A 17,403-nucleotide genomic window follows, 5' to 3' on the forward strand; every position below is an offset into this window, starting at 1 on the left:
GCCTGTTGAATGAGGATCAGGCGCCGGGCATGGCCATCTTGCAGGTGATCTGGCCGGAGGGTTCGTGAAGCACTTCCTCCATTAGGCGGAAGCCGTAGCGCTCGTAGAACGGGCGCCCGATGGCATTGCCGCGGAACACGTCGACCTTAAGCGGCCCCTTGAGAGCGAAAGCATGATCGGTCAGCGCCTTGCCGTATCCTTTCCCGTGCTTGGACGGATCAAGAAACAGGCCGCCGATTTCATTGCCCAGCAGGGCGATAAAGCCGATGACGGAGCCCTTCTCCTCGAGGACGTAGGTTTCGGCGTTAGGCAGGTAGAGATCGCGCATGGCCTGCTGCACTTCGGTCACGAATTCAGCGGCGAGGAAGGGATGCGCAAGCGCGTTTGCCTTTTGCCAGACGACGATAACTGCCTCTGTGTCGCCGGGGTGATAGGGCCGGATTGAAAAATGAGTATCTGCCATAGCTATGGGCTTTCTATCTTTGGTTCATTTGCGCGCGCACGGATTTGATCCCCAGCTGCGATGCGCGGTAGGGGCTGCCGTTTTGCGAACGGATGAAGCGCCGTTTCAGGAGGCGCTGGAACACGGCAAGGGTGCAGTCGGACAGCACATGGCCATTGCGCGTGTAGCAGGTGACGTGGCGTATTTTGCCGCTTTCCAGGCGTTCGTAATGGATGGACCCGCCAAGGGCGAGTTCATGCAAAACACGCTGCTCGTGCTTTGAGATATTCAACGGAGTGTCTCGATTTTATGAGAGTGCAAGAACAGGTTCACTCAGCGTGCCGCGTGAGTGTGCCTTTGTTGCTGGTGTTCCTGTGTGGGTGCCGCCAGGAACGGGCGTTAGCCCCGGGACTCTTTCATAAAATCTCCATTGCGGGAGGCGGTCTGCCTCAAGCGCAAGGGTTAGCTAGTCAATGACGCGAAGAGCGTCAAGATCTGCCTATCCGGCAAATGGCCGGGTGATGCAGCGGCACCCCGCTTTCTGCTGCGGGGCGGGGTGCCGGATTTGGTGCAGCCGGGTCAGGCCGCAAGATAGGTGTTGGTGGTCACAACCGCGGCATAGGCAAAGCCAAGCGCCGACATATAGGCCTTGTGCACGTCTTCGGCAGCGATGGTCTCGCCGTTGAACTCCAGATCGCGGGAGGAGCAGGCGTCCTCGACCACGGTGACGGCGTAGCCATAGTCGGCGGCGGCGCGGGCGGCAGCGTCGATGCACATGTGGCTCATGTCGCCGGCGATGGTGACATTGGTGATGCCGTTTTCGTCGAGCAGCTGCTTCAGGCTGGTCTCGCGGAAGGCGTTCACATGGTGCTTGAGCACGGCGGGTTCGCCATCGGCGGGCTGCATCGAAGCATGGATCTGCGCGCCTTCGCTGCCGGGGGCAAAGAAGGGGGCGTCGTCCGATGCAAACTCGTGATGCACATGCACCACCAGCCGGCCGTCGGCGCGGGCCTGGTCCAGCAGGCGGCGGGCGTTGGCGGCAGAGGCTGTGATGCCGTGCAGCTCCCATTTGCCGCCGGGGAAATAGTCGTTCTGGATGTCGATCAGGATCAATGCGGATTTTGTCATTTGTATCTCCGTTTCTCTGGGTATGGGGTTGGTATAGGCCCGCGGCGTGCCCAGATGTGATTGGCGGAAATGACATAAAGCGGGTTGGATTGGACAAATGGCATCGGGCACAGAGATACGGATCGGGCTGGCAGCCTACCCTTGCGCGCAGCGGGCGGCAGTGCTGGGGCTGCAGGACCTGCTGCAGGCGGCCGGCGGGCTGGAGAAAGCGGCACGGGGTCTGCGGGTGGAGATTGCCGAGGATTTCGCGGGAGATGAGCAGTTTGATGCGGTGATCCTGCCGCCCTGCCTGGGCGCGCGCCCGGAGGGTGAGGCGCTGGCGGAGGTTTCAGCCTGGGTGGCGAGGCAGCATGAGGGCGGGGCGCTGGTCTGCTCGATTTGCGCGGGTGCTTTCCCGTTGGCGGAGTCCGGGCTGCTGGACGGGCGGCAGGCGACCACCCATTGGGCCTTGGCGCCGGCCTTTGCCCAGGCCTATCCGCAGGTGCAGCTGCAGGCCGAGCGGCTGCTGATCGACGATGGCGATGTGATCACTGCAGGCGGGCTGATGGCCTGGACCGACCTTGGCTTGCGGCTGGTGGCGCGGTTTCTGGGGCTGGCGGTGATGCTGGAAACGGCGCGGTTCTTCCTGATCGACCCGGGCGGGCGCGAGCAGAGCTATTACAACCTGTTTTCCCCTGACCTGAGCCACGGCGACGCCCCGGTGCTGAAGGCGCAGCACTGGCTGCAGGCGCATTACCCTGAACCGGTGACAGTACCGCGGATGGCCGCCGCCGCCGGGCTGGAGGAGCGCACCTTTCTGCGCCGCTTCCAGGCCGCCGCCGGGCATAAGCCCTCGGAATACCTGCAGCAGCTGCGCGTCGCCAAGGCACGGGAGCGGCTGGAGCTGTCAACCGCCAGTATTGAGAGCATTGCGGTGGAGGCGGGGTACTTGGACGTCTCCGCCTTCCGCAAGCTGTTCCAGCGGATTGTTGGCCTGTCGCCGAGTGAATACCGCAAGCGCTTTGCGCCCGCGCGGGGGTGAGCTTGCAGAGCCTTTTGTGGGCAGAGGATAAATACTCAGGTATCAGGAAGTTGAAGGCAGGCAGCATATCAAGCTGATGAAGATTTCTATTCCGGGCGGTTCCGACCATGTACAAAGACCAGGTTTCTGAAGCTCAGTTTGAACTGGCCGCTGAAATGGCGGGCTATGTGCTGCTCAGGCTCACGCGGTTTTTCTCGCAACCAGATTTTGACGACTGGAAGGAAATTTTGTCCGGCGAGAGAGGGGAGATAAACGAGAGCGGGGCGTTTGAAAGCCTTGCGCAGTTCAGCGGCCTTGCTGGCGCGCTCATTTGGGCAAATGTGGCAGCATACAGCCGCGCGGCCTGGGGGCTGGAGCAGTTGGGGATAGTCATCAGGCACAAAGAAACCGCTTTTTACAAAGTGACGGTGCCGCGCGACAAAATCCGGCAGCACTTGCTGGAAAGCCGGACTCTTGGAGCGGAAGAGTTCGAATACATGGTCTACGCCTTCTTCGGGTGCGAAAATCAGGATGAATGGGGCGCGGCCAGTTTGGAGGGGCCGGACGGGCCGGTGGCATCTTCAGTGGTTGAGCTGGAGCCTGGCTTTGCGCAGCTTTGCAAGAACGCAGGGTTGATCGGGAAAGCGGAGGGGCAATGGGCCTGGTCCCCGCTTATGGAGCGCTGCATGTCACCCATTGAACTGGAGGTTAGCGTTCCGGGGTTCTTCAGCCGCGCCGTGTCTTCAGACTGGGAAGCAAAGCTGGTTTAGGCAGGCAAAGTTTAATCCGGTCTGTGTCCCAAGCTTTACTTGCCGAAACTCCTTTGCCGCCCGCAACACACCCCCCGATACATCCGCCTTGGCCCTCTTGCTTTCGGCGGCCCTTGTGATAGCAGGGCGTCAGCACAACTCGAGGGGCCGTCATGGACGATCTTAAAGCCAAATACCTGGGTCAGATTGCGGATGCCGCGGATGAAGCCGCGCTGGAGGCGATCCGCGTGGCTGCCGTGGGCAAAAAGGGCGAAGTGGCGCTGAAGATGCGCGAGCTGGGCAAGATGACCCCGGAAGAGCGCCAGGTGGCGGGCCCGGCGCTGAACGCGCTGAAGGATGAGATCAACTCGGCTCTGGCCGCCAAGAAGGCCGGCCTGGAAGATGCCGCCCTGGATGAGCGCCTGCGCACCGAATGGCTGGACGTGACCCTGCCGACCCGCGCCCGTCGCGCGGGCTCGCTGCATCCGATCAGCCAGGTGCAGGAAGAGATCACCGCAATCTTTGCGGAACTCGGCTTCTCGGTTGCCGAAGGGCCGCGGATCGACACCGACTGGTACAACTTCGATGCGCTGAACATCCCCGGCCACCACCCGGCCCGCGCCGAGATGGACACCTTCTATATGCACCGTGCCGAAGGCGACGACCGCCCGCCGCATGTGCTGCGCACCCATACCAGCCCCGTCCAGATTCGCTCGATGGAGAAGATGGGCGCGCCCTTGCGCATCATCTGCCCGGGCGGCGTCTACCGCGCCGACTATGACCAGACCCACACGCCGATGTTCCACCAGGTCGAAGGCCTGGCGCTGGACAAGGACATCTCGATGGCGAACCTGAAGTGGGTGCTGGAGGAATTCGTCAAATCATTCTTCGAAGTGGACGATGTCGAGCTGCGCTTCCGTGCCTCGCACTTTCCCTTCACCGAGCCGTCGGCAGAGGTCGACATCCGCTGCTCCTGGGAAGGCGGCACGCTGAAAATCGGCGAGGGCGACGACTGGATGGAAATCCTCGGCTCCGGCATGGTGCACCCCAAGGTGATCGCGGCCGGCGGCATCGACCCGGAGATCTACCAGGGCTTTGCATTCGGCATCGGTATCGACCGTCTGGCGATGCTGAAATACGGCATCCCCGACCTGCGCGCCTTCTTCGACAGCGACCTGCGCTGGCTGCGTCACTACGGCTTCCAGAGTCTGGACATGCCGGCGCTGCATGGCGGCCTGTCGCGGTAAATGTATCTGATCGGCATAATTTTCGCGGGCTACATCGACTGGTGTACTGCGTTTTGCGAAAGAAGGCCGAGATGGATATTGCTGCCAATTCTGTTCCTGGCCGTTGTGCCGGCCTGGCTGCTGATGTCCTTCAAGGCTCCGGTGCCGCTGGCACTGGTCTACTTGATCACTGCGGGCCCGGCAGCTGCAGCTTTTTGGCATGCACATTCGAAAGTTTGGCAGCGGCGGGACCAGATCAAAGCGGATCAGCGCGCGGGCGCATTGAAGACAAAGAAGCTGCTGAAGGGCTTCAAGCGTTAGATATGTGAGGTTCCGCGGGGCGCAGCCCCGCATCGCGCCCGACCCGCCCCCCAGGGCGGGCGCGATACGCCCACCCTCGGGTCCGGCGCAATGCTCCGTGAGTGTCATTAACGGATGAATTAGATCGCCAACGCGGAAAAGAGGCCGTAGGCCGCCGCGTCATCGCTTACCTCTCGTCGATTTGGTGAGTCGAGCGCAACGGTTGGACGATTGCCGGGATAAATTGCCATACACCAATGCGGGATCGCCTCCCCGCAGTCAGGCGATGGCGCGGCTCGCGGCCCACAAACATGTGACGTGACACTTGGGCCTCCCTGGCTAGTCTCGGGCAGATGATCCGGACCGTTCTTTCCCTCTCCGCCGCCCTGTTGTGGGCCACCTCAGCCGCTGCCATGGGGCCGTGGAAGCCCTCGGGCTGCCATGGCGAGACGCCTTGCCAGCTTGAGGACCGCTCCTATCACGTGCTGGAGCCGGAGGGGTGGGACGGAGTTTCGCCTTTGCCGGTTCTTCTGCACTTCCATGGCTGGGCGCGGACCGGGGTCAATGCGCAGCGCAGCGATAGGGTGGGGGCCTCCACCCAGCGGCGCGGGGTGCTGCTGGTGACACCGAACGGGCGGCGCAAGAGCTGGGATTTCTGGACCGCTGACACCCAGGATGTGGGTTTCACCAACCGGGTGCTGGAGGATGTGGCCAGGCGCTATCCGGTTGATATGCAGAATATCTTTGTCTCGGGTTATTCCTATGGGTCAGCCATGGCTTGGCGCTACGTGTGCCAGAGCGGCGATCATGTGGCGGCGCTGTTGGGGATTGCCGGGGCGTTTCCGCCGGGCGAAACCTGCCCCGAGGCGCCGCGCGAAGTGCGCCATGTGCATGGGGTCAGCGACACGGTGATGCCCTTTCCGGACGATGCCTACGGAGGCGGGACGGTGCCGATGGGGCTGTGGCGGGCCCGGCTGGATTGCGGCACGGGCCGGGATGCAGGCGGCTGGCAGGTGGTGGATTTCCTGAAGCTGCACCGCACTGAATGGCGCGATTGCGCTGCCGGGCAGGTGGTGCTGGACACGCATCCGGGCGGCCATTTCATTCCGCATGGCTGGATCGGGCGGCAGCTGGATGAGCTTTTGGGCCTGGAGCCCTCTTATCCCTGAGGGATGTCGCATTTGGGCGCGTTTTTTCCGCGGGGCTGCCGCTGCATGGCTTTTGGCAGGCATGAAGGGAGCAGGGCGCCATGACAGTCATTCTGATCGTTGAAAGCAACACGCCGGAGATGGTTGCATCGGGCCAGGCGGCCTCGGCCGGGTTCATCCGCAGTTTTGCCGGGCTGGCGCCGCAGGCGGAGATCCGGGTGGCTGCGCCCTATGCCGGGCCCGTTGCCAATGAGGCTTTTGCCGCGGCGGATGGCATTGTCTTCACCGGTTCCGGCGTCAGCTGGTCCGCGGATGCGCCTGAGGCCGCGCCTTTGCAGGCAGCAATGGAGCTGGCATTGGCGTGCGGCCGGCCCATCTGGGGGTCCTGCAACGGGCTGCAATTGGCCGCCGCGGTGCTGGGCGGCGGGATTGGCGCCTCGCCCAATGGCATGGAAGTGGGCATGGCCCGGGAGCTGCAGCTGACCGATGCGGGCCGCAGCCATCCGATGCTGGCAGGGCGGCAGGACGGCTGGGCGGTGCCTTGCGTGCACCGTGACGAGGTGCAGCGGCTGCCCGAGGGGGCGGTGCTGCTGGCAGGCAATGCGCATTCGCCGGTGCAGGCGATGGCCTATGAGCAGGGCGGGGTGCGGTTCTGGGGCGCGCAGTACCACCCGGAGCTCAGAATCAGCGACGTTGGCGGCTATGTTTCAGCCCGCGGGATTTTTGCAGGCCACGCCGGGATGGCCGAGGATTGCGCAGTGGCGGACCGTGATGCGGCGGCTGCGGCGCGGCTGGGTACCGCGCCGGAGGAACTGGCGCCGGAAAACCGGCTGCGGGAACTGGCCAGCTGGGTTGCTCTGGTAACGCCCGGCTAACGCCGGGCCTGGCGCGGCAAGCGGCCTCTTCCACCCCGCGGGATAATCCGCTACACGCCAATGGACCCGAGATTACAGGCGGATTCTGACCGATGAAATTCACGCTTTCCTGGCTGAAAGACCACCTCGACACCGACGCAAGCGTCGAGGAAATCACCGATGCCCTGACCGACCTGGGCCTTGAGGTTGAAGGGGTCGTGAACCCTGCGGATGCGCTGAAGGATTTCAAGCTCGGCTATGTGAAACACGCCGAAAAGCACCCGGATGCCGACAAGCTGCGGGTCTGCAAGGTGGACACCGACGAGGGTGAGCTGCAGATCATCTGCGGCGCGCCGAACGCGCGCGAAGGCATCACCGTGGTGGTCTGCAAGCCGGGCATGTATATCCCCGGCCTCGACATCACCATCGGCGTCGGCAAGATCCGCGGCGTGGAAAGCTTTGGCATGATGGCGTCTGAGCGCGAGCTGGAGCTGTCGGAAGAGCATGACGGCATCATTGAGCTGCCTTCGGGCAATGTCGGCGACAGCTTTGTCGATTGGCTGGCCGAGAACGACCCGGCCAAGGTCGACCCGGTCATCGAGATTGCCATCACTCCGAACCGCCCCGATGCGCTGGGCGTCTACGGCATCGCCCGCGATCTGGCGGCGCGCGGCCTGGGCACGCTGAAGACCCGCGCGTTTGAGGCGATCCCGGGCGATTTCGAAAGCCCCGTCAAGGTCACCATCGACGAAGATACTCTGGACGGCTGCCCGCTGTTTGCCGGCCGCCTGATCAAGGGTGTGAAGAACGGCCCCAGCCCGCAGTGGCTGCAGGACCGGCTTAAGGCCATCGGCCTGCGCCCGATTTCGGCGCTGGTGGATGTCACCAATTTCTTCACCTTCGATCAGAACCGGCCGCTGCATGTGTTCGATGCGGCGAAGGTCTCGGGCGATTTGCGGGTGCACCGCGCGGCTGGCGGCGAGACCCTGAAGGCGCTGGACGAGAAGGAATACACCTTTGGCGCAGGCCAGATGGTGATTTCCGATGCCAATGGCCCCGAGAGCATCGGCGGCATCATGGGCGGCGAGGAAACCGGCTGCACCGAGGAAACCGTGGATGTGTTCCTGGAGAGCGCGTTCTGGGATCACGTTCAGATCGCCATGGCGGGCCGCGCGCTCAAGATCAACTCGGACGCACGCTACCGCTTTGAGCGCGGTGTGGATCCGGAGTACACCATCGAGGGCCTGCACCGCGCGACCCAGATGATCCTGGATTTGTGCGGCGGCGAGCCGTCCGAGGTGGTGATCGCGGGCGATGTGCCGGATCATTCCCGCGCCTACAAGCTGGATGCTGACCGGGTGCAGTCGCTGGTGGGGATGGAGATCCCGGAAAGCGACCAGCGCCAGACCCTGACCCGCCTGGGATTCCGCCTGGAAGGCAATATGGCGCATGTCCCCAGCTGGCGCCCGGATGTGCAGGGGGAAGCCGACCTGGTGGAAGAGGTCGCGCGGATTGCCTCGCTGACCAAGCTGCAGGGCAAGCCGCTGCCGCGGCTGACCGATGGCATCCCCAAGCCGGTGATGACGCCGCAGCAGCGCCGCCAGCAGATGGCCCGCCGCACCTGCGCCAGCCTCGGCTACAACGAGGTGGTCAGCTACACTTTCATCGACAAAGCCTCTGCCACGCTGTTCGGCGGCGGTGACGATGCAACTATGCTGGCGAACCCGATCTCGTCCGAGATGTCGCATATGCGCCCCGCGCTGCTGCCGGGCCTGCTGCAGGCCGCCGCCCGCAACCAGGCGCGCGGCTATATGGATCTGGCGCTGTTTGAGGCAGGTCCTGCCTTCCACGGCGGCGAGCCGGGCGAGCAGCACAACCTGATCTCCGGCCTGCTGGTCGGCCGCACCGGTCCCAAGGACGTGCATGGCGCCTCGCGTGCGGTGGATCTTTATGACGCCAAGGCGGATATCGAGGCGGTTCTGGCGGCCATCGGCGCGCCGGCCAAGGTGCAGATCCTGCGCGGCGCGCAATCCTGGTGGCACCCGGGCCGTCACGGCAAGATCTGCCTTGGCCCGAAGAAAGTGCTGGGCGTCTTTGGCGAGCTGCACCCCAAGGTTCTGAAAGAGATGGGCATCAAGGGCGCAGCCGTGGCCTTCACCATCTGGCCTGACGAAGTGCCGCTGCCGCGCAAATCCGGCGCCACCCGTCCGGCGCTGAACATCAGCGACCTGCAGGCGGTGGAGCGGGACTTTGCCTTTGTGGTGGACGACAGCGTTGAGGCACTGACTGTGGTCAATGCCGCAGCCGGTGCCGACAAGGTGCTGATCGAGGACGTGCGCGTCTTTGATGAATTCATCGGAGGTTCCCTGGGGGAGGGCAAAAAGTCGCTGGCGATCACCGTGCGGCTGCAGCCCAGCGACAAGACGCTGAAGGAAAAGGACATCGAAGCGGTGAGCGAAAAGATCATCGCCAAGGTGACCAAGGCCACCGGCGGCACCCTACGCGGGTGAGGCGGGACCAAGACTTTTCCTGAAAAGTCTTGGCAAAAGTTTTTGGAAAACTTTTGGGCAGCGCTCCTTGCGGAGCGCTGCCTTTATCATTCTTCACCTTTCGGCGAAAAACTCTGCCAGCAGATCGAATACCAGCCGGATGCGGCGGCTGGTGTGCAGCTCCCGGTGGGTGGTCAGCCAGACCGGGAAGGTGATGGCATCGCTGCCCGGCACCAGCCGCTCCACTTCCGGCGCGGCGGCGGCCACTTCATCCGACATCGGGGTGACGCCAAACCCCTGCCGCACCAGCTCCCAGGCGACCAGACCGCTGTTGGAGCCGATGCGGAAGTTCCCGGGGGTGACCGGAATGCCCAAGGGCACCAGGTAGCCGATCATCCGCTCTGCGTCGCCGAAGCTGACAAAATCATGATCTGCAAGTTCCGCCAGCGAAGACGGGCGCCCGCGCCGCTCCAGGTAGGTCTTGGCGGCATAGAAATGCCCGGTGGCTTCCTGCACCAGGCGGGCGATCAGCTCCGGCTGTTCGGGGCGGACATGGCGGATGGCAATATCGGCCTCGCGCCGCATCAGGTCGCGGATGTCATTGGCGGCCACCACGTCGACGGTGAGCTTTGGCGCCCTTTGCCGCAGCTGCTGCAGCACAGGCGGCAGTATGTAGGCTGACGTCATGTCCGAGGCGGTAATCCGCACCGTGCCCTCGATGGATTGCGCCTGGCCGGTGGCCGCGATGCTGAGCCCTTGGGCTGCCTCGCCCATCTTGCGGCTGTGCGCCAGCAGCTCATGTCCCGCCTCAGTCAGTGCCAGGGCGCGGCCCAGGCGTTCGAACAGGAGAACGCCGAGCTGCGCCTCCAGGGCGGCGACCTGGCGCGAGAGGGTTGGCTGGGTCAGGCCAAGCTGCCGGGCTGCAGCAGAGAGCGAGCCGGTTTCAGCGGTGGCAAGAAAGGCGCGGATGTGGTTCCAGTCGGGATCATTCATGCAAATATGTATAACGACCTTGCGGATTTCGGCAATTTATCAGCGGTTCCTGCATGGGTAGGGTCGGCGCATCCAAGGAGAGCTGTGATGAGTGCTGACGCCCGTTTCTGGAACAGAATTGCCCCCAAATACGCCAAATCGAAGATCCGCGATGAAGAGGCCTACCGCTATACGCTGGAGCGGACCCGCTCGTATCTGGGGGGTGGGGACAGTGTGCTTGAGCTGGGCTGCGGCACCGGCTCCACCGCGATTGAGCTGGCGCGCAGTGCCGGCAGGATCACCGCAACCGATTTGTCGGAGGCCATGCTGGAGGTCGGCCGGGAGCGTGCCTGGGATGCGGGCGCAGACAATATTGAGTTCCGCTGCTGCAGCGCCGGCGCGGCGCCGGAGGGGCCGTACGATGCAGTGCTGGCGCATAACTTGCTGCATTTGCTGCCGGATCTGGTGGCGGTTCTTGAGGGTGCGGCGGCACGGGTGAAGCCCGGCGGGCTGTTCATCTCGAAAACCCCCTGTTTGGGAGAAAAGCGGGGCAGCTGGAAGTACTGGCTGTTCAAGGCGGCCATCCCGCTGATGCGGCTGGCGGGACAGGCGCCCAGCCATGTGGAGTTCATCGGTATCCGCACCTTGGAAGCTGCGGTTGAGCGGGCCGGGTTCAAGATCATCGAGGCCGGCAATTTTCCGGCCGCAGCGCCCAGCCGCTATCTGGTGGCGCGCCGCGTTTGATCCTTTGCCTTTGCCCGGGCCGCGCTAGGTAACGGGGTGGAGGCTGCAGATGTTCGAGGACCGGATCACCGCCGGGCTTCAGCTGGCCGCGCAACTGGCTGAGATGCCGCTGAAGGACCCTGTGGTGCTGGCGCTGCCACGGGGCGGGGCGCCTGTGGCACTGCCCATTGCCCAGGCCTTGCAGGCGCCGATGGATCTGCTTCTGGTGCGCAAGATCGGCATGCCCTCCAATCCCGAACTGGCAGCAGGCGCCTTGGCCGAGGGCAGCAACCCCATTTTCAACGGTGCTCTGCTGGAGGCGACCGGTATGAAGCCCGGTGATTTTGCGCCGCTGGTGGCCCAGGCGCGGGAGGAGAACGCTGCCCGCCGCGAACTGTATCTGCGCGGGCGCCCGCAGATTGCGCTGGAAGGGCGCACGGCCATTGTGGTGGATGACGGGATTGCCACCGGGGCCACCTTCATGGCGGCGCATTTCTGGCTGAAGGAGCGCAAGCCCGCGCAGGTGGTGCTGGCGGTGCCGGTGGCGCCGCCGGAAGCGGTGGACGAATTGCGCCCGCTGGTAGATACTCTGGTCTGCCTGCTGAGCCCCAGGGAGTTCTGGGCGGTCGGCGCGCATTACAGGGATTTTACGCAAACCAGCGACGAAGAGGTTGCCGCCGCCCTGGCGGCCGCCCCGGAGGCTGGCGCAGGAAAGGACACGACGTGGCATTGAAAGTTTACCTCTCGGGCGAAATTCACACCGATTGGCGGGAGCAGATTATCGAAGGATCCAAGGGGCTGGAGGTGAGCTTCAGCGCGCCGGTCACCGATCATGATGCCAGCGATGATTGCGGCGTTGCCGTGCTGGGCGCGGAAGAGAACAAGTACTGGCACGACCACAAGGGCGCGATGGTCAATGCGATCCGCACCCGCAAGGGGATTGCGGACGCGGATGTGGTGGTTGTGCGCTTTGGCGACAAGTACAAGCAGTGGAACGCGGCCTTTGATGCGGGCTATGCGGCGGCGCTGGGCAAATCGATCATTGTTCTCAGCCCGCCGGAGCATCAGCATGCGCTGAAAGAGGTGCATGCGGCGGCGCTGGCGGTGGCGGAAGAGCCGCGCCAGGTGGTGGAGATTCTCAACTACGTGCTGACCGGCAAGCTGCCGGGATGACGCCTCCGGTTCTGGAGACGGAACGGCTGATCCTGCGCCCGCACCGGGTGCAGGATTTTGCGGATGTGGCGGCCCTGTGGGCAGAGCCTGGAACCGTGCGCTATATCCAGCCGCGGGTGGAAACGCCCGAGGGGGCCTGGGCCAAGCTGCTGTTCCATCATGGCCATTGGCAGGCTCTGGGGTTCGGGGTCTGGGTGATCACCGAACGGCAGAGCGGACGTTACCTGGGTGAGACCGGGTTCTTTGTGACACCGCGGCAATGCGCGCCTGCGCTAGGGGATGCGGTGGAAGCCAGCTGGGTGCTGGCGCCGGAGGCGCAGGGGCAAGGATACGCTGCAGAGGCCGTGTTGCGGACGCACGCCTGGGCGGATGAGATGCGGCTTTGGCCTGAGACGCTCTGCCTGCTCAACCCGGAAAATGCCGCTTCGCTGAAACTGGCCCGGAAGGCAGGCTATGTGTTCCGCCAGGACGTGCAATACCGGGGCGGTACCTCTGCCGTGCATATGCGTCCCATCGGCGGGCGGTGACGCTGCGCCCGGGGCTCTCCCGCCCCTGAAGGCGCTTCTGGCGAAGCGCATTGCAGCGTTGGGCGTGGCGCCGCGCTGCCGCGCGGCGCGGGCCAGGCAGCCGCGGACGGGCTGGCCGCGGCGTTTTTAACGGTTTTGCGCGGTCCGGTTTTGTCGAAATTTTGCGGACGGGGGCGGCTTCAACGCTTCGTTAACGGCAGGCGGGCTAACTGGCAGATAACGCACGAATTAAGGCAACGGCCCTTGCTGCTGGCAGCGGGCCTGGGATTTTACATGGCAAACCGGCGCAGACCTGCATCGCAAATCACACCGCTTTCCGAGGATGCGGGGCTGTTCAAACGCGAGGTGCGGGATGTGGATGTGCAATTGGTGCCCGTGTTCAGCCGCAACAACCGCGGCGATCTGGTAGTGAAGGGGATCGTCAAGCCTGAGGCCGAGGTCGAGGTGGTCTTTGCCGGCCGCCGCACACGGGAGGCCGCGGCGCTGGTGGAGCGGATGAAGCATCTCCGGGCCCAGGGGGTGCGGACGGCGGTGACCGGGCATGAAGCCATGGCGCAGGTCCGGCGCCTGCGGCTGCCGGTCAAGATCCGCGGGACCTGGCGTCTGCGCTTCATTGCGGATGAGTCGGGCTGGGATCTCAAGACCTATCAATTGCTGGCCGCGCAATGGGCATTCACCGATCTGGATGGAAATACGGTGCTGTCCGGGCACCCTCCGGAAGTTTCGCAGGACCGGGCATTGGATCGCGCACGGGAGGCGCGGGCGCGCAATGCGGCAGTGCGTGCAATGCAGGCTGCCCGGAGCCGCTGAGCCGCCATCGGCTGAGAGCGCAATCGCCCCGCCGCAGGCGGGGCGCCGGGCCCAACGGGATGAGGCCCGTCAGGGCCGAAGACGGGCGGGAGGGCCTCAGCCCTCTTTTTTGATTTCCACCGAATGCGGATAGGGGATCGAGATGCCCTTGGCGTCAAACGCTTCTTTCACGCCTTGCGTCAGAGCGAATTTCACTTCCCAGTAATCTGCTGCATCACACCAGACGCGCGCGGTCAGATCCACCGAGCTGTCGCCCAGGTTGGTGACCCGCACCCAGGGCTCGGGATCCTGCAGCACGCGCTCATCCGCTTTGGCCTGGGCCAGGATGATCTCCTTGGCGGCGTCGGCGCTGTCGCCGTAGTCGATGCCGAACACCATGTCGACGCGGCGGGTGGGGTGGTGCGAGAAATTGGTGATGATCGAGCCCCAGGCCTGGCCGTTGGGCACGATGATCTGCACATTGTCCGGCGTTGCCAGTTCGGTCACAAAAAGATTCAGGTCCTTGACGGTGCCCGCGGTGCCGCCGATGTCCACATACTGGCCGATCTTGTAGGGGCGGAACAGGATCAGCATAAAGCCCGCGGCCAGGTCGCTGAGCGTGCCCTGCAGCGCCAGGCCGATCGCCAGGGTAGCGGCGCCGAGCATGGCGACCAGGCTGGTGGCCTGAATGCCGAAGATGCCCAGTACCGCAACCAGAACCACCAAAAGCAGCACCCAGCGGATGACGCTGGCTGCGAAATTGCCCAGTGTCGGATCAATCTGCGGAGTCTTGTTGATGCGCCGCCGCACCGCGCCGCTGATCCAGCCGGTGGCAATCCAGCCGAGGATCAAGACTGCCAGTGCCTTGGCGCCGCTTACCATCAAGGGCCAATAGGCGCCCGCTTGGTCAATCATCTGTTGCATATGCGCTGTCCCTGTCGCTTTGTTTGCTGGATTGACTGTCCCGGAACTGAGCCGCTGTGGCAATAGGCCGCGTAGGGGAAAGTTCTGGCGGCAGAGGCTCAACTTTCAGGGGAGCCGGGGCGCTGCATGGCCGTTCTGCAGCCGGCCTGGCTGGTTCAGCGCATTCATTCGGCAAAGGTAATCTCTGCAGCCGCCAGCCTGCTGATCCGGCCGCCAGCATTGATGGCGCAATAAAGCGGCCTTGGCGGGCGCAAGGCGCTGTCTACATCGCGCTGTACCCAATTGCGGTTCTCCATGTGCTGCAAAGAGTGCGACAAGGCACGGTCCGTAATCGTTCCCAGGCTGCGTTTGATGCCATTGAAGTGCCCGGGCGCTTGCAGGGCGGCGAGCACCGGCAGCGTCCAGGAGCGGCGCAGCAGGTCGCGGTCCCCGTCCGGAACCACCCCTTGCACCAGGCAGGCGAAGCGGGCGGCGCCGGCTCCCGCTGATGTGAGGCGGAACTCGGGCCTGAGAGGGTGGCCGTAGCCGGGATTGCGCTGCACCAGTCCCATTGCGATCAGGTGGTCCATGCTTTGGGCAAATGCCGTCCGGCCTGCGCCGGTGGCTGCCAGCAACGGGGCCTGCCGACCGGCCGCGCCGTCGTGCATGGCGGCCAGAATGGGCAAGGCCCAGGCGCGGGCGGTGATGTTGACAAGAGATCCTATGTACATAAAGTATAGTTAGTATATTTTTAGATATGGGAAAAGACCATGCCGCTGATTCCGCTTGAAGACACCATTACAATCGCCCTTTCCGCCACCGACCGTCACGCCAGCGCGCGGTGGTATGAAGACACGCTGGGGTTTGAGACGCTGTACCATGCGGACGAGGCCGGCTGGACTGAGCTGCAAACCCGGACGGCGGGTGTGACGCTGGGGCTAGCGGAACAGGCGAAACCAGCTCCCGGAAACTGCGTGCCGGTCTTTGGGATTGGCGATCTGGACAGCGCCAGGCGCGTGCTGGAGCAGGCGGGAGTTGGGTTTGACGGACCGACGGAGGTTATCGAGGGCATGGTCAAGACCGCCACGTTCTTCGACCCGGATGGCAATGCGCTGATGCTTGCCGAAGATCTGACCGGCGGCAGCTGACAGCAGGCAAAGCCGGCTGGGTTCCTAGCCCCCTACCGCTGCCCGGAAACGCGAAAGCCCCGCCGGAGAGGCGGGGCTTTGCAATTTACAGTGCTGGAGGCAGCTTAGGCTTTCAGCGCCAGTTTCGGCGACAGAACGTCGAGGCCCAGAGCTTCGCCGACGGCGTAGTAGGTCAGCTTGCCGGCGTGCACGTTCAGGCCGTTCAGCAGGTGCGCATCGTCCTCGCACGCCTGGCGCCAGCCTTTGTTGGCCAGGTTCAGCATGAAGGGCAGGGTGGCGTTGCCCAGAGCCTGGGTCGAGGTGCGCGCCACGGCGCCCGGCATGTTGGCCACGCAGTAGTGCATGATACCGTCGACTTCGTAGATCGGCTCGGCGTGGGTGGTGGCGCGGGAGGTCTCGAAGCAGCCGCCCTGGTCGATTGCGACGTCCACCAGCACTGCGCCAGGCTTCATTTCGGACAGTTGTGCGCGGGATACCAGCTTCGGTGCTGCGGCGCCCGGGATCAGAACCGCACCGATCACCATGTCGGCTTCACGGACCAGCTCGGCGGTGGCGCCGGCGGTGGAGTACTGATTCTTGAACTCGCGGCCAAAGACGTCGTCCAGGTACTTCAGACGGGTCAGCGAACGGTCCAGGATGGTGACGTCTGCGCCCATGCCTGCAGCCACTTTGGCTGCGTGGGTGCCAACAACACCGCCGCCGATCACAACAACCTTGGCCGGAGCAACGCCGGGGACGCCGCCCATCAGCACGCCGCGGCCGCCGTTGGCCTTCTGCAGGGTGTAGGCGCCGACCTGCGGTGCCAGGCGGCCGGCAACTTCCGACATCGGCGCCAGCAGCGGCAGGCCGCCGCGGTCATCGGTGACGGTTTCATAAGCGATGGCGGTGCAGCCGGAGTCCAGCAGGTCGTGGGTCTGCTCCGGATCGGGTGCCAGGTGCAGGTAGGTGAACAGCAGCTGGTTTTCACGCAGCATCTTGCGCTCAACCGCCTGGGGCTCTTTCACCTTCACGATCATGTCGGCGGTGGCAAAGATCTCTTCTGCGGTGTCCAGGATGACAGCGCCGGCGGCGGCGTAGTCTTCGTCGGTGAAGCCAGCGCCCATGCCGGCGCCTTTCTGGATGACGACGTCGTGGCCGCAGTTGACGGCTTCACGGGCCGCATCCGGGGTCATGCCGACGCGGAATTCCTGGGGTTTGATTTCGGTGGGGCAGCCGATTTTCATGTGAGTATCTCCTCAAAACTCTCTGCCTGCGAGTCTGGGGGAGCTGCGACAAAATGTGCTGCTTTTTTGGGCAAAATTAAAACATGGCTTTCGAAGATTCTTCGCCTATATAGGCAATACACAGCAAGGATCTTCGCAAAATGTCGCTGGACGAAACAGATCGTCGCATTCTCTCGGTGCTGCAAAAGCAAGGGCGCATCTCTAACGCCGATCTTTCGGAGCGGGTGAACCTGTCTGCCTCGGCCTGCCACCGGCGGGTGCAGCGGCTGGAGGCGGAGGGGTACATCCGCGACTATGTGGCCCTGCTGGACGCGCGCAAGATGGCGGTGCCGACCACGGTCTTTGTGGAGATTACCCTGTCCGGCCAGGCGGATGAAGTGCTGGATGCATTTGAAAAGGCGGTGTCGCGGATCCCGGATGTGCTGGAATGCCATCTGATGGCAGGGACTGCGGACTATATCCTCAAGGTGGTGGCCGAGAATACCGAGGATTTCGCCCGCATCCACCGCCAGTATCTGGCGCGCTTGCCAGGGGTGGCGCAGATGCAGTCGAGCTTTGCCCTGCGCACCGTGTTCAAGACCACGGCACTGCCGGTCTGATCAGCCTGAA

The 17,403-nt window shown here is 64.0% G+C and carries 21 protein-coding genes; 14 read left to right on the top strand and 7 right to left on the bottom strand.

Features of this window, described 5'->3' with window-relative positions; all coding sequences use genetic code 11:
• Window positions 1-16 precede the first annotated feature (16 nt).
• From RA20_RS04160 to RA20_RS04170, 3 genes are all read right to left on the bottom strand, one after another.
• On the bottom strand, window positions 17-463 hold the full coding sequence (locus RA20_RS04160) for a GNAT family N-acetyltransferase (protein WP_039124907.1): 447 nt from the start codon (window positions 461-463) through the stop codon (window positions 17-19).
• A gap of 13 nt (window positions 464-476) precedes the next feature.
• Entirely contained in the window at window positions 477-734 is a 258-nt protein-coding gene (locus RA20_RS24895) for a YjhX family toxin (RefSeq protein ID WP_082017909.1), read from the bottom strand.
• A 287-nt stretch (window positions 735-1,021) separates the two neighbouring features.
• The gene (locus RA20_RS04170; RefSeq protein ID WP_039124911.1) at window positions 1,022-1,570 is read right to left on the bottom strand and encodes a cysteine hydrolase family protein; all 549 of its coding nucleotides are present in this window, start codon (window positions 1,568-1,570) and stop codon (window positions 1,022-1,024) included.
• Window positions 1,571-1,667: 97 nt separating this feature from the next.
• Between RA20_RS04170 and RA20_RS04175 the strand changes: the two genes are divergently transcribed.
• From RA20_RS04175 to pheT, 7 genes are all read left to right on the top strand, one after another.
• Complete coding sequence (locus RA20_RS04175; protein WP_039124912.1) at window positions 1,668-2,591, top strand: GlxA family transcriptional regulator; 924 nt, start codon at window positions 1,668-1,670, stop codon at window positions 2,589-2,591.
• A gap of 107 nt (window positions 2,592-2,698) precedes the next feature.
• A complete protein-coding gene (locus RA20_RS04180) occupies window positions 2,699-3,340 on the top strand; it encodes a hypothetical protein (protein WP_039124915.1) in 642 nt (213 codons plus the stop codon).
• A 152-nt stretch (window positions 3,341-3,492) separates the two neighbouring features.
• Window positions 3,493-4,566: a phenylalanine--tRNA ligase subunit alpha gene (gene pheS, locus RA20_RS04185; protein WP_039124917.1), complete on the top strand. Its 1,074-nt coding sequence runs from the start codon at window positions 3,493-3,495 to the stop codon at window positions 4,564-4,566.
• Window positions 4,567-4,866 carry a hypothetical protein gene (locus RA20_RS04190; protein WP_152618432.1) on the top strand — a complete coding sequence of 100 codons (300 nt, stop codon included), beginning with the start codon at window positions 4,567-4,569 and terminating at the stop codon, window positions 4,864-4,866.
• Window positions 4,867-5,198: 332 nt separating this feature from the next.
• A complete protein-coding gene (locus tag RA20_RS04195) occupies window positions 5,199-6,014 on the top strand; it encodes an alpha/beta hydrolase family esterase (RefSeq protein WP_039124920.1) in 816 nt (271 codons plus the stop codon).
• 80 nt (window positions 6,015-6,094) lie between these two features.
• A complete protein-coding gene (locus RA20_RS04200; protein WP_052248817.1) occupies window positions 6,095-6,868 on the top strand; it encodes a type 1 glutamine amidotransferase in 774 nt (257 codons plus the stop codon).
• Between the two features lie 92 nt (window positions 6,869-6,960).
• Window positions 6,961-9,357: a phenylalanine--tRNA ligase subunit beta gene (gene pheT, locus RA20_RS04205; protein ID WP_039124922.1), complete on the top strand. Its 2,397-nt coding sequence runs from the start codon at window positions 6,961-6,963 to the stop codon at window positions 9,355-9,357.
• A gap of 93 nt (window positions 9,358-9,450) precedes the next feature.
• On the opposite strand, the gene RA20_RS04210 is transcribed toward pheT, so the two are convergent.
• A complete protein-coding gene (locus tag RA20_RS04210) occupies window positions 9,451-10,329 on the bottom strand; it encodes a LysR family transcriptional regulator (RefSeq protein ID WP_039124923.1) in 879 nt (292 codons plus the stop codon).
• Window positions 10,330-10,416: 87 nt separating this feature from the next.
• Here RA20_RS04210 and RA20_RS04215 point away from each other — a divergent pair, with 87 nt between their 5' ends.
• From RA20_RS04215 to RA20_RS04235, 5 genes are all read left to right on the top strand, one after another.
• Window positions 10,417-11,052 (top strand): class I SAM-dependent methyltransferase, encoded by a 636-nt coding sequence (locus RA20_RS04215; protein WP_039124925.1) that lies wholly within the window; start codon window positions 10,417-10,419, stop codon window positions 11,050-11,052.
• Window positions 11,053-11,101: 49 nt separating this feature from the next.
• The gene (locus tag RA20_RS04220) at window positions 11,102-11,764 is read left to right on the top strand and encodes a phosphoribosyltransferase (RefSeq protein WP_039124926.1); all 663 of its coding nucleotides are present in this window, start codon (window positions 11,102-11,104) and stop codon (window positions 11,762-11,764) included.
• Window positions 11,755-12,204: a YtoQ family protein gene (locus RA20_RS04225; RefSeq protein ID WP_039124928.1), complete on the top strand. Its 450-nt coding sequence runs from the start codon at window positions 11,755-11,757 to the stop codon at window positions 12,202-12,204. The genes RA20_RS04220 and RA20_RS04225 overlap by 10 nt, the downstream gene beginning before the upstream one ends.
• Window positions 12,201-12,731, top strand: coding sequence for a GNAT family N-acetyltransferase (locus RA20_RS04230; protein WP_039124930.1), 531 nt, complete (start codon window positions 12,201-12,203; stop codon window positions 12,729-12,731). The genes RA20_RS04225 and RA20_RS04230 overlap by 4 nt, the downstream gene beginning before the upstream one ends.
• A gap of 273 nt (window positions 12,732-13,004) precedes the next feature.
• Window positions 13,005-13,541 carry a hypothetical protein gene (locus RA20_RS04235; RefSeq protein WP_052248819.1) on the top strand — a complete coding sequence of 179 codons (537 nt, stop codon included), beginning with the start codon at window positions 13,005-13,007 and terminating at the stop codon, window positions 13,539-13,541.
• A gap of 96 nt (window positions 13,542-13,637) precedes the next feature.
• Here the strand turns inward: RA20_RS04235 and RA20_RS04240 are convergent, their stop codons facing one another.
• Both RA20_RS04240 and RA20_RS04245 read right to left on the bottom strand, forming a co-directional pair.
• Entirely contained in the window at window positions 13,638-14,444 is an 807-nt protein-coding gene (locus RA20_RS04240; protein WP_039124932.1) for a mechanosensitive ion channel family protein, read from the bottom strand.
• A 164-nt stretch (window positions 14,445-14,608) separates the two neighbouring features.
• Complete coding sequence (locus RA20_RS04245) at window positions 14,609-15,154, bottom strand: winged helix-turn-helix transcriptional regulator (RefSeq protein WP_039124934.1); 546 nt, start codon at window positions 15,152-15,154, stop codon at window positions 14,609-14,611.
• A gap of 39 nt (window positions 15,155-15,193) precedes the next feature.
• On the opposite strand from RA20_RS04245, the gene RA20_RS04250 reads away from it, so the two are divergent.
• Window positions 15,194-15,571 (top strand): VOC family protein, encoded by a 378-nt coding sequence (locus RA20_RS04250; RefSeq protein WP_039124936.1) that lies wholly within the window; start codon window positions 15,194-15,196, stop codon window positions 15,569-15,571.
• 104 nt (window positions 15,572-15,675) lie between these two features.
• Here the strand turns inward: RA20_RS04250 and ald are convergent, their stop codons facing one another.
• On the bottom strand, window positions 15,676-16,794 hold the full coding sequence (ald, locus tag RA20_RS04255; RefSeq protein ID WP_039124938.1) for an alanine dehydrogenase: 1,119 nt from the start codon (window positions 16,792-16,794) through the stop codon (window positions 15,676-15,678).
• A gap of 140 nt (window positions 16,795-16,934) precedes the next feature.
• Here ald and RA20_RS04260 point away from each other — a divergent pair, with 140 nt between their 5' ends.
• Window positions 16,935-17,393, top strand: coding sequence for an Lrp/AsnC family transcriptional regulator (locus RA20_RS04260; protein ID WP_039124941.1), 459 nt, complete (start codon window positions 16,935-16,937; stop codon window positions 17,391-17,393).
• Window positions 17,394-17,403 lie beyond the last annotated feature (10 nt).

The organism is Leisingera sp. ANG-Vp (assembly GCF_000813725.1).
Lineage (GTDB): Bacteria > Pseudomonadota > Alphaproteobacteria > Rhodobacterales > Rhodobacteraceae > Leisingera.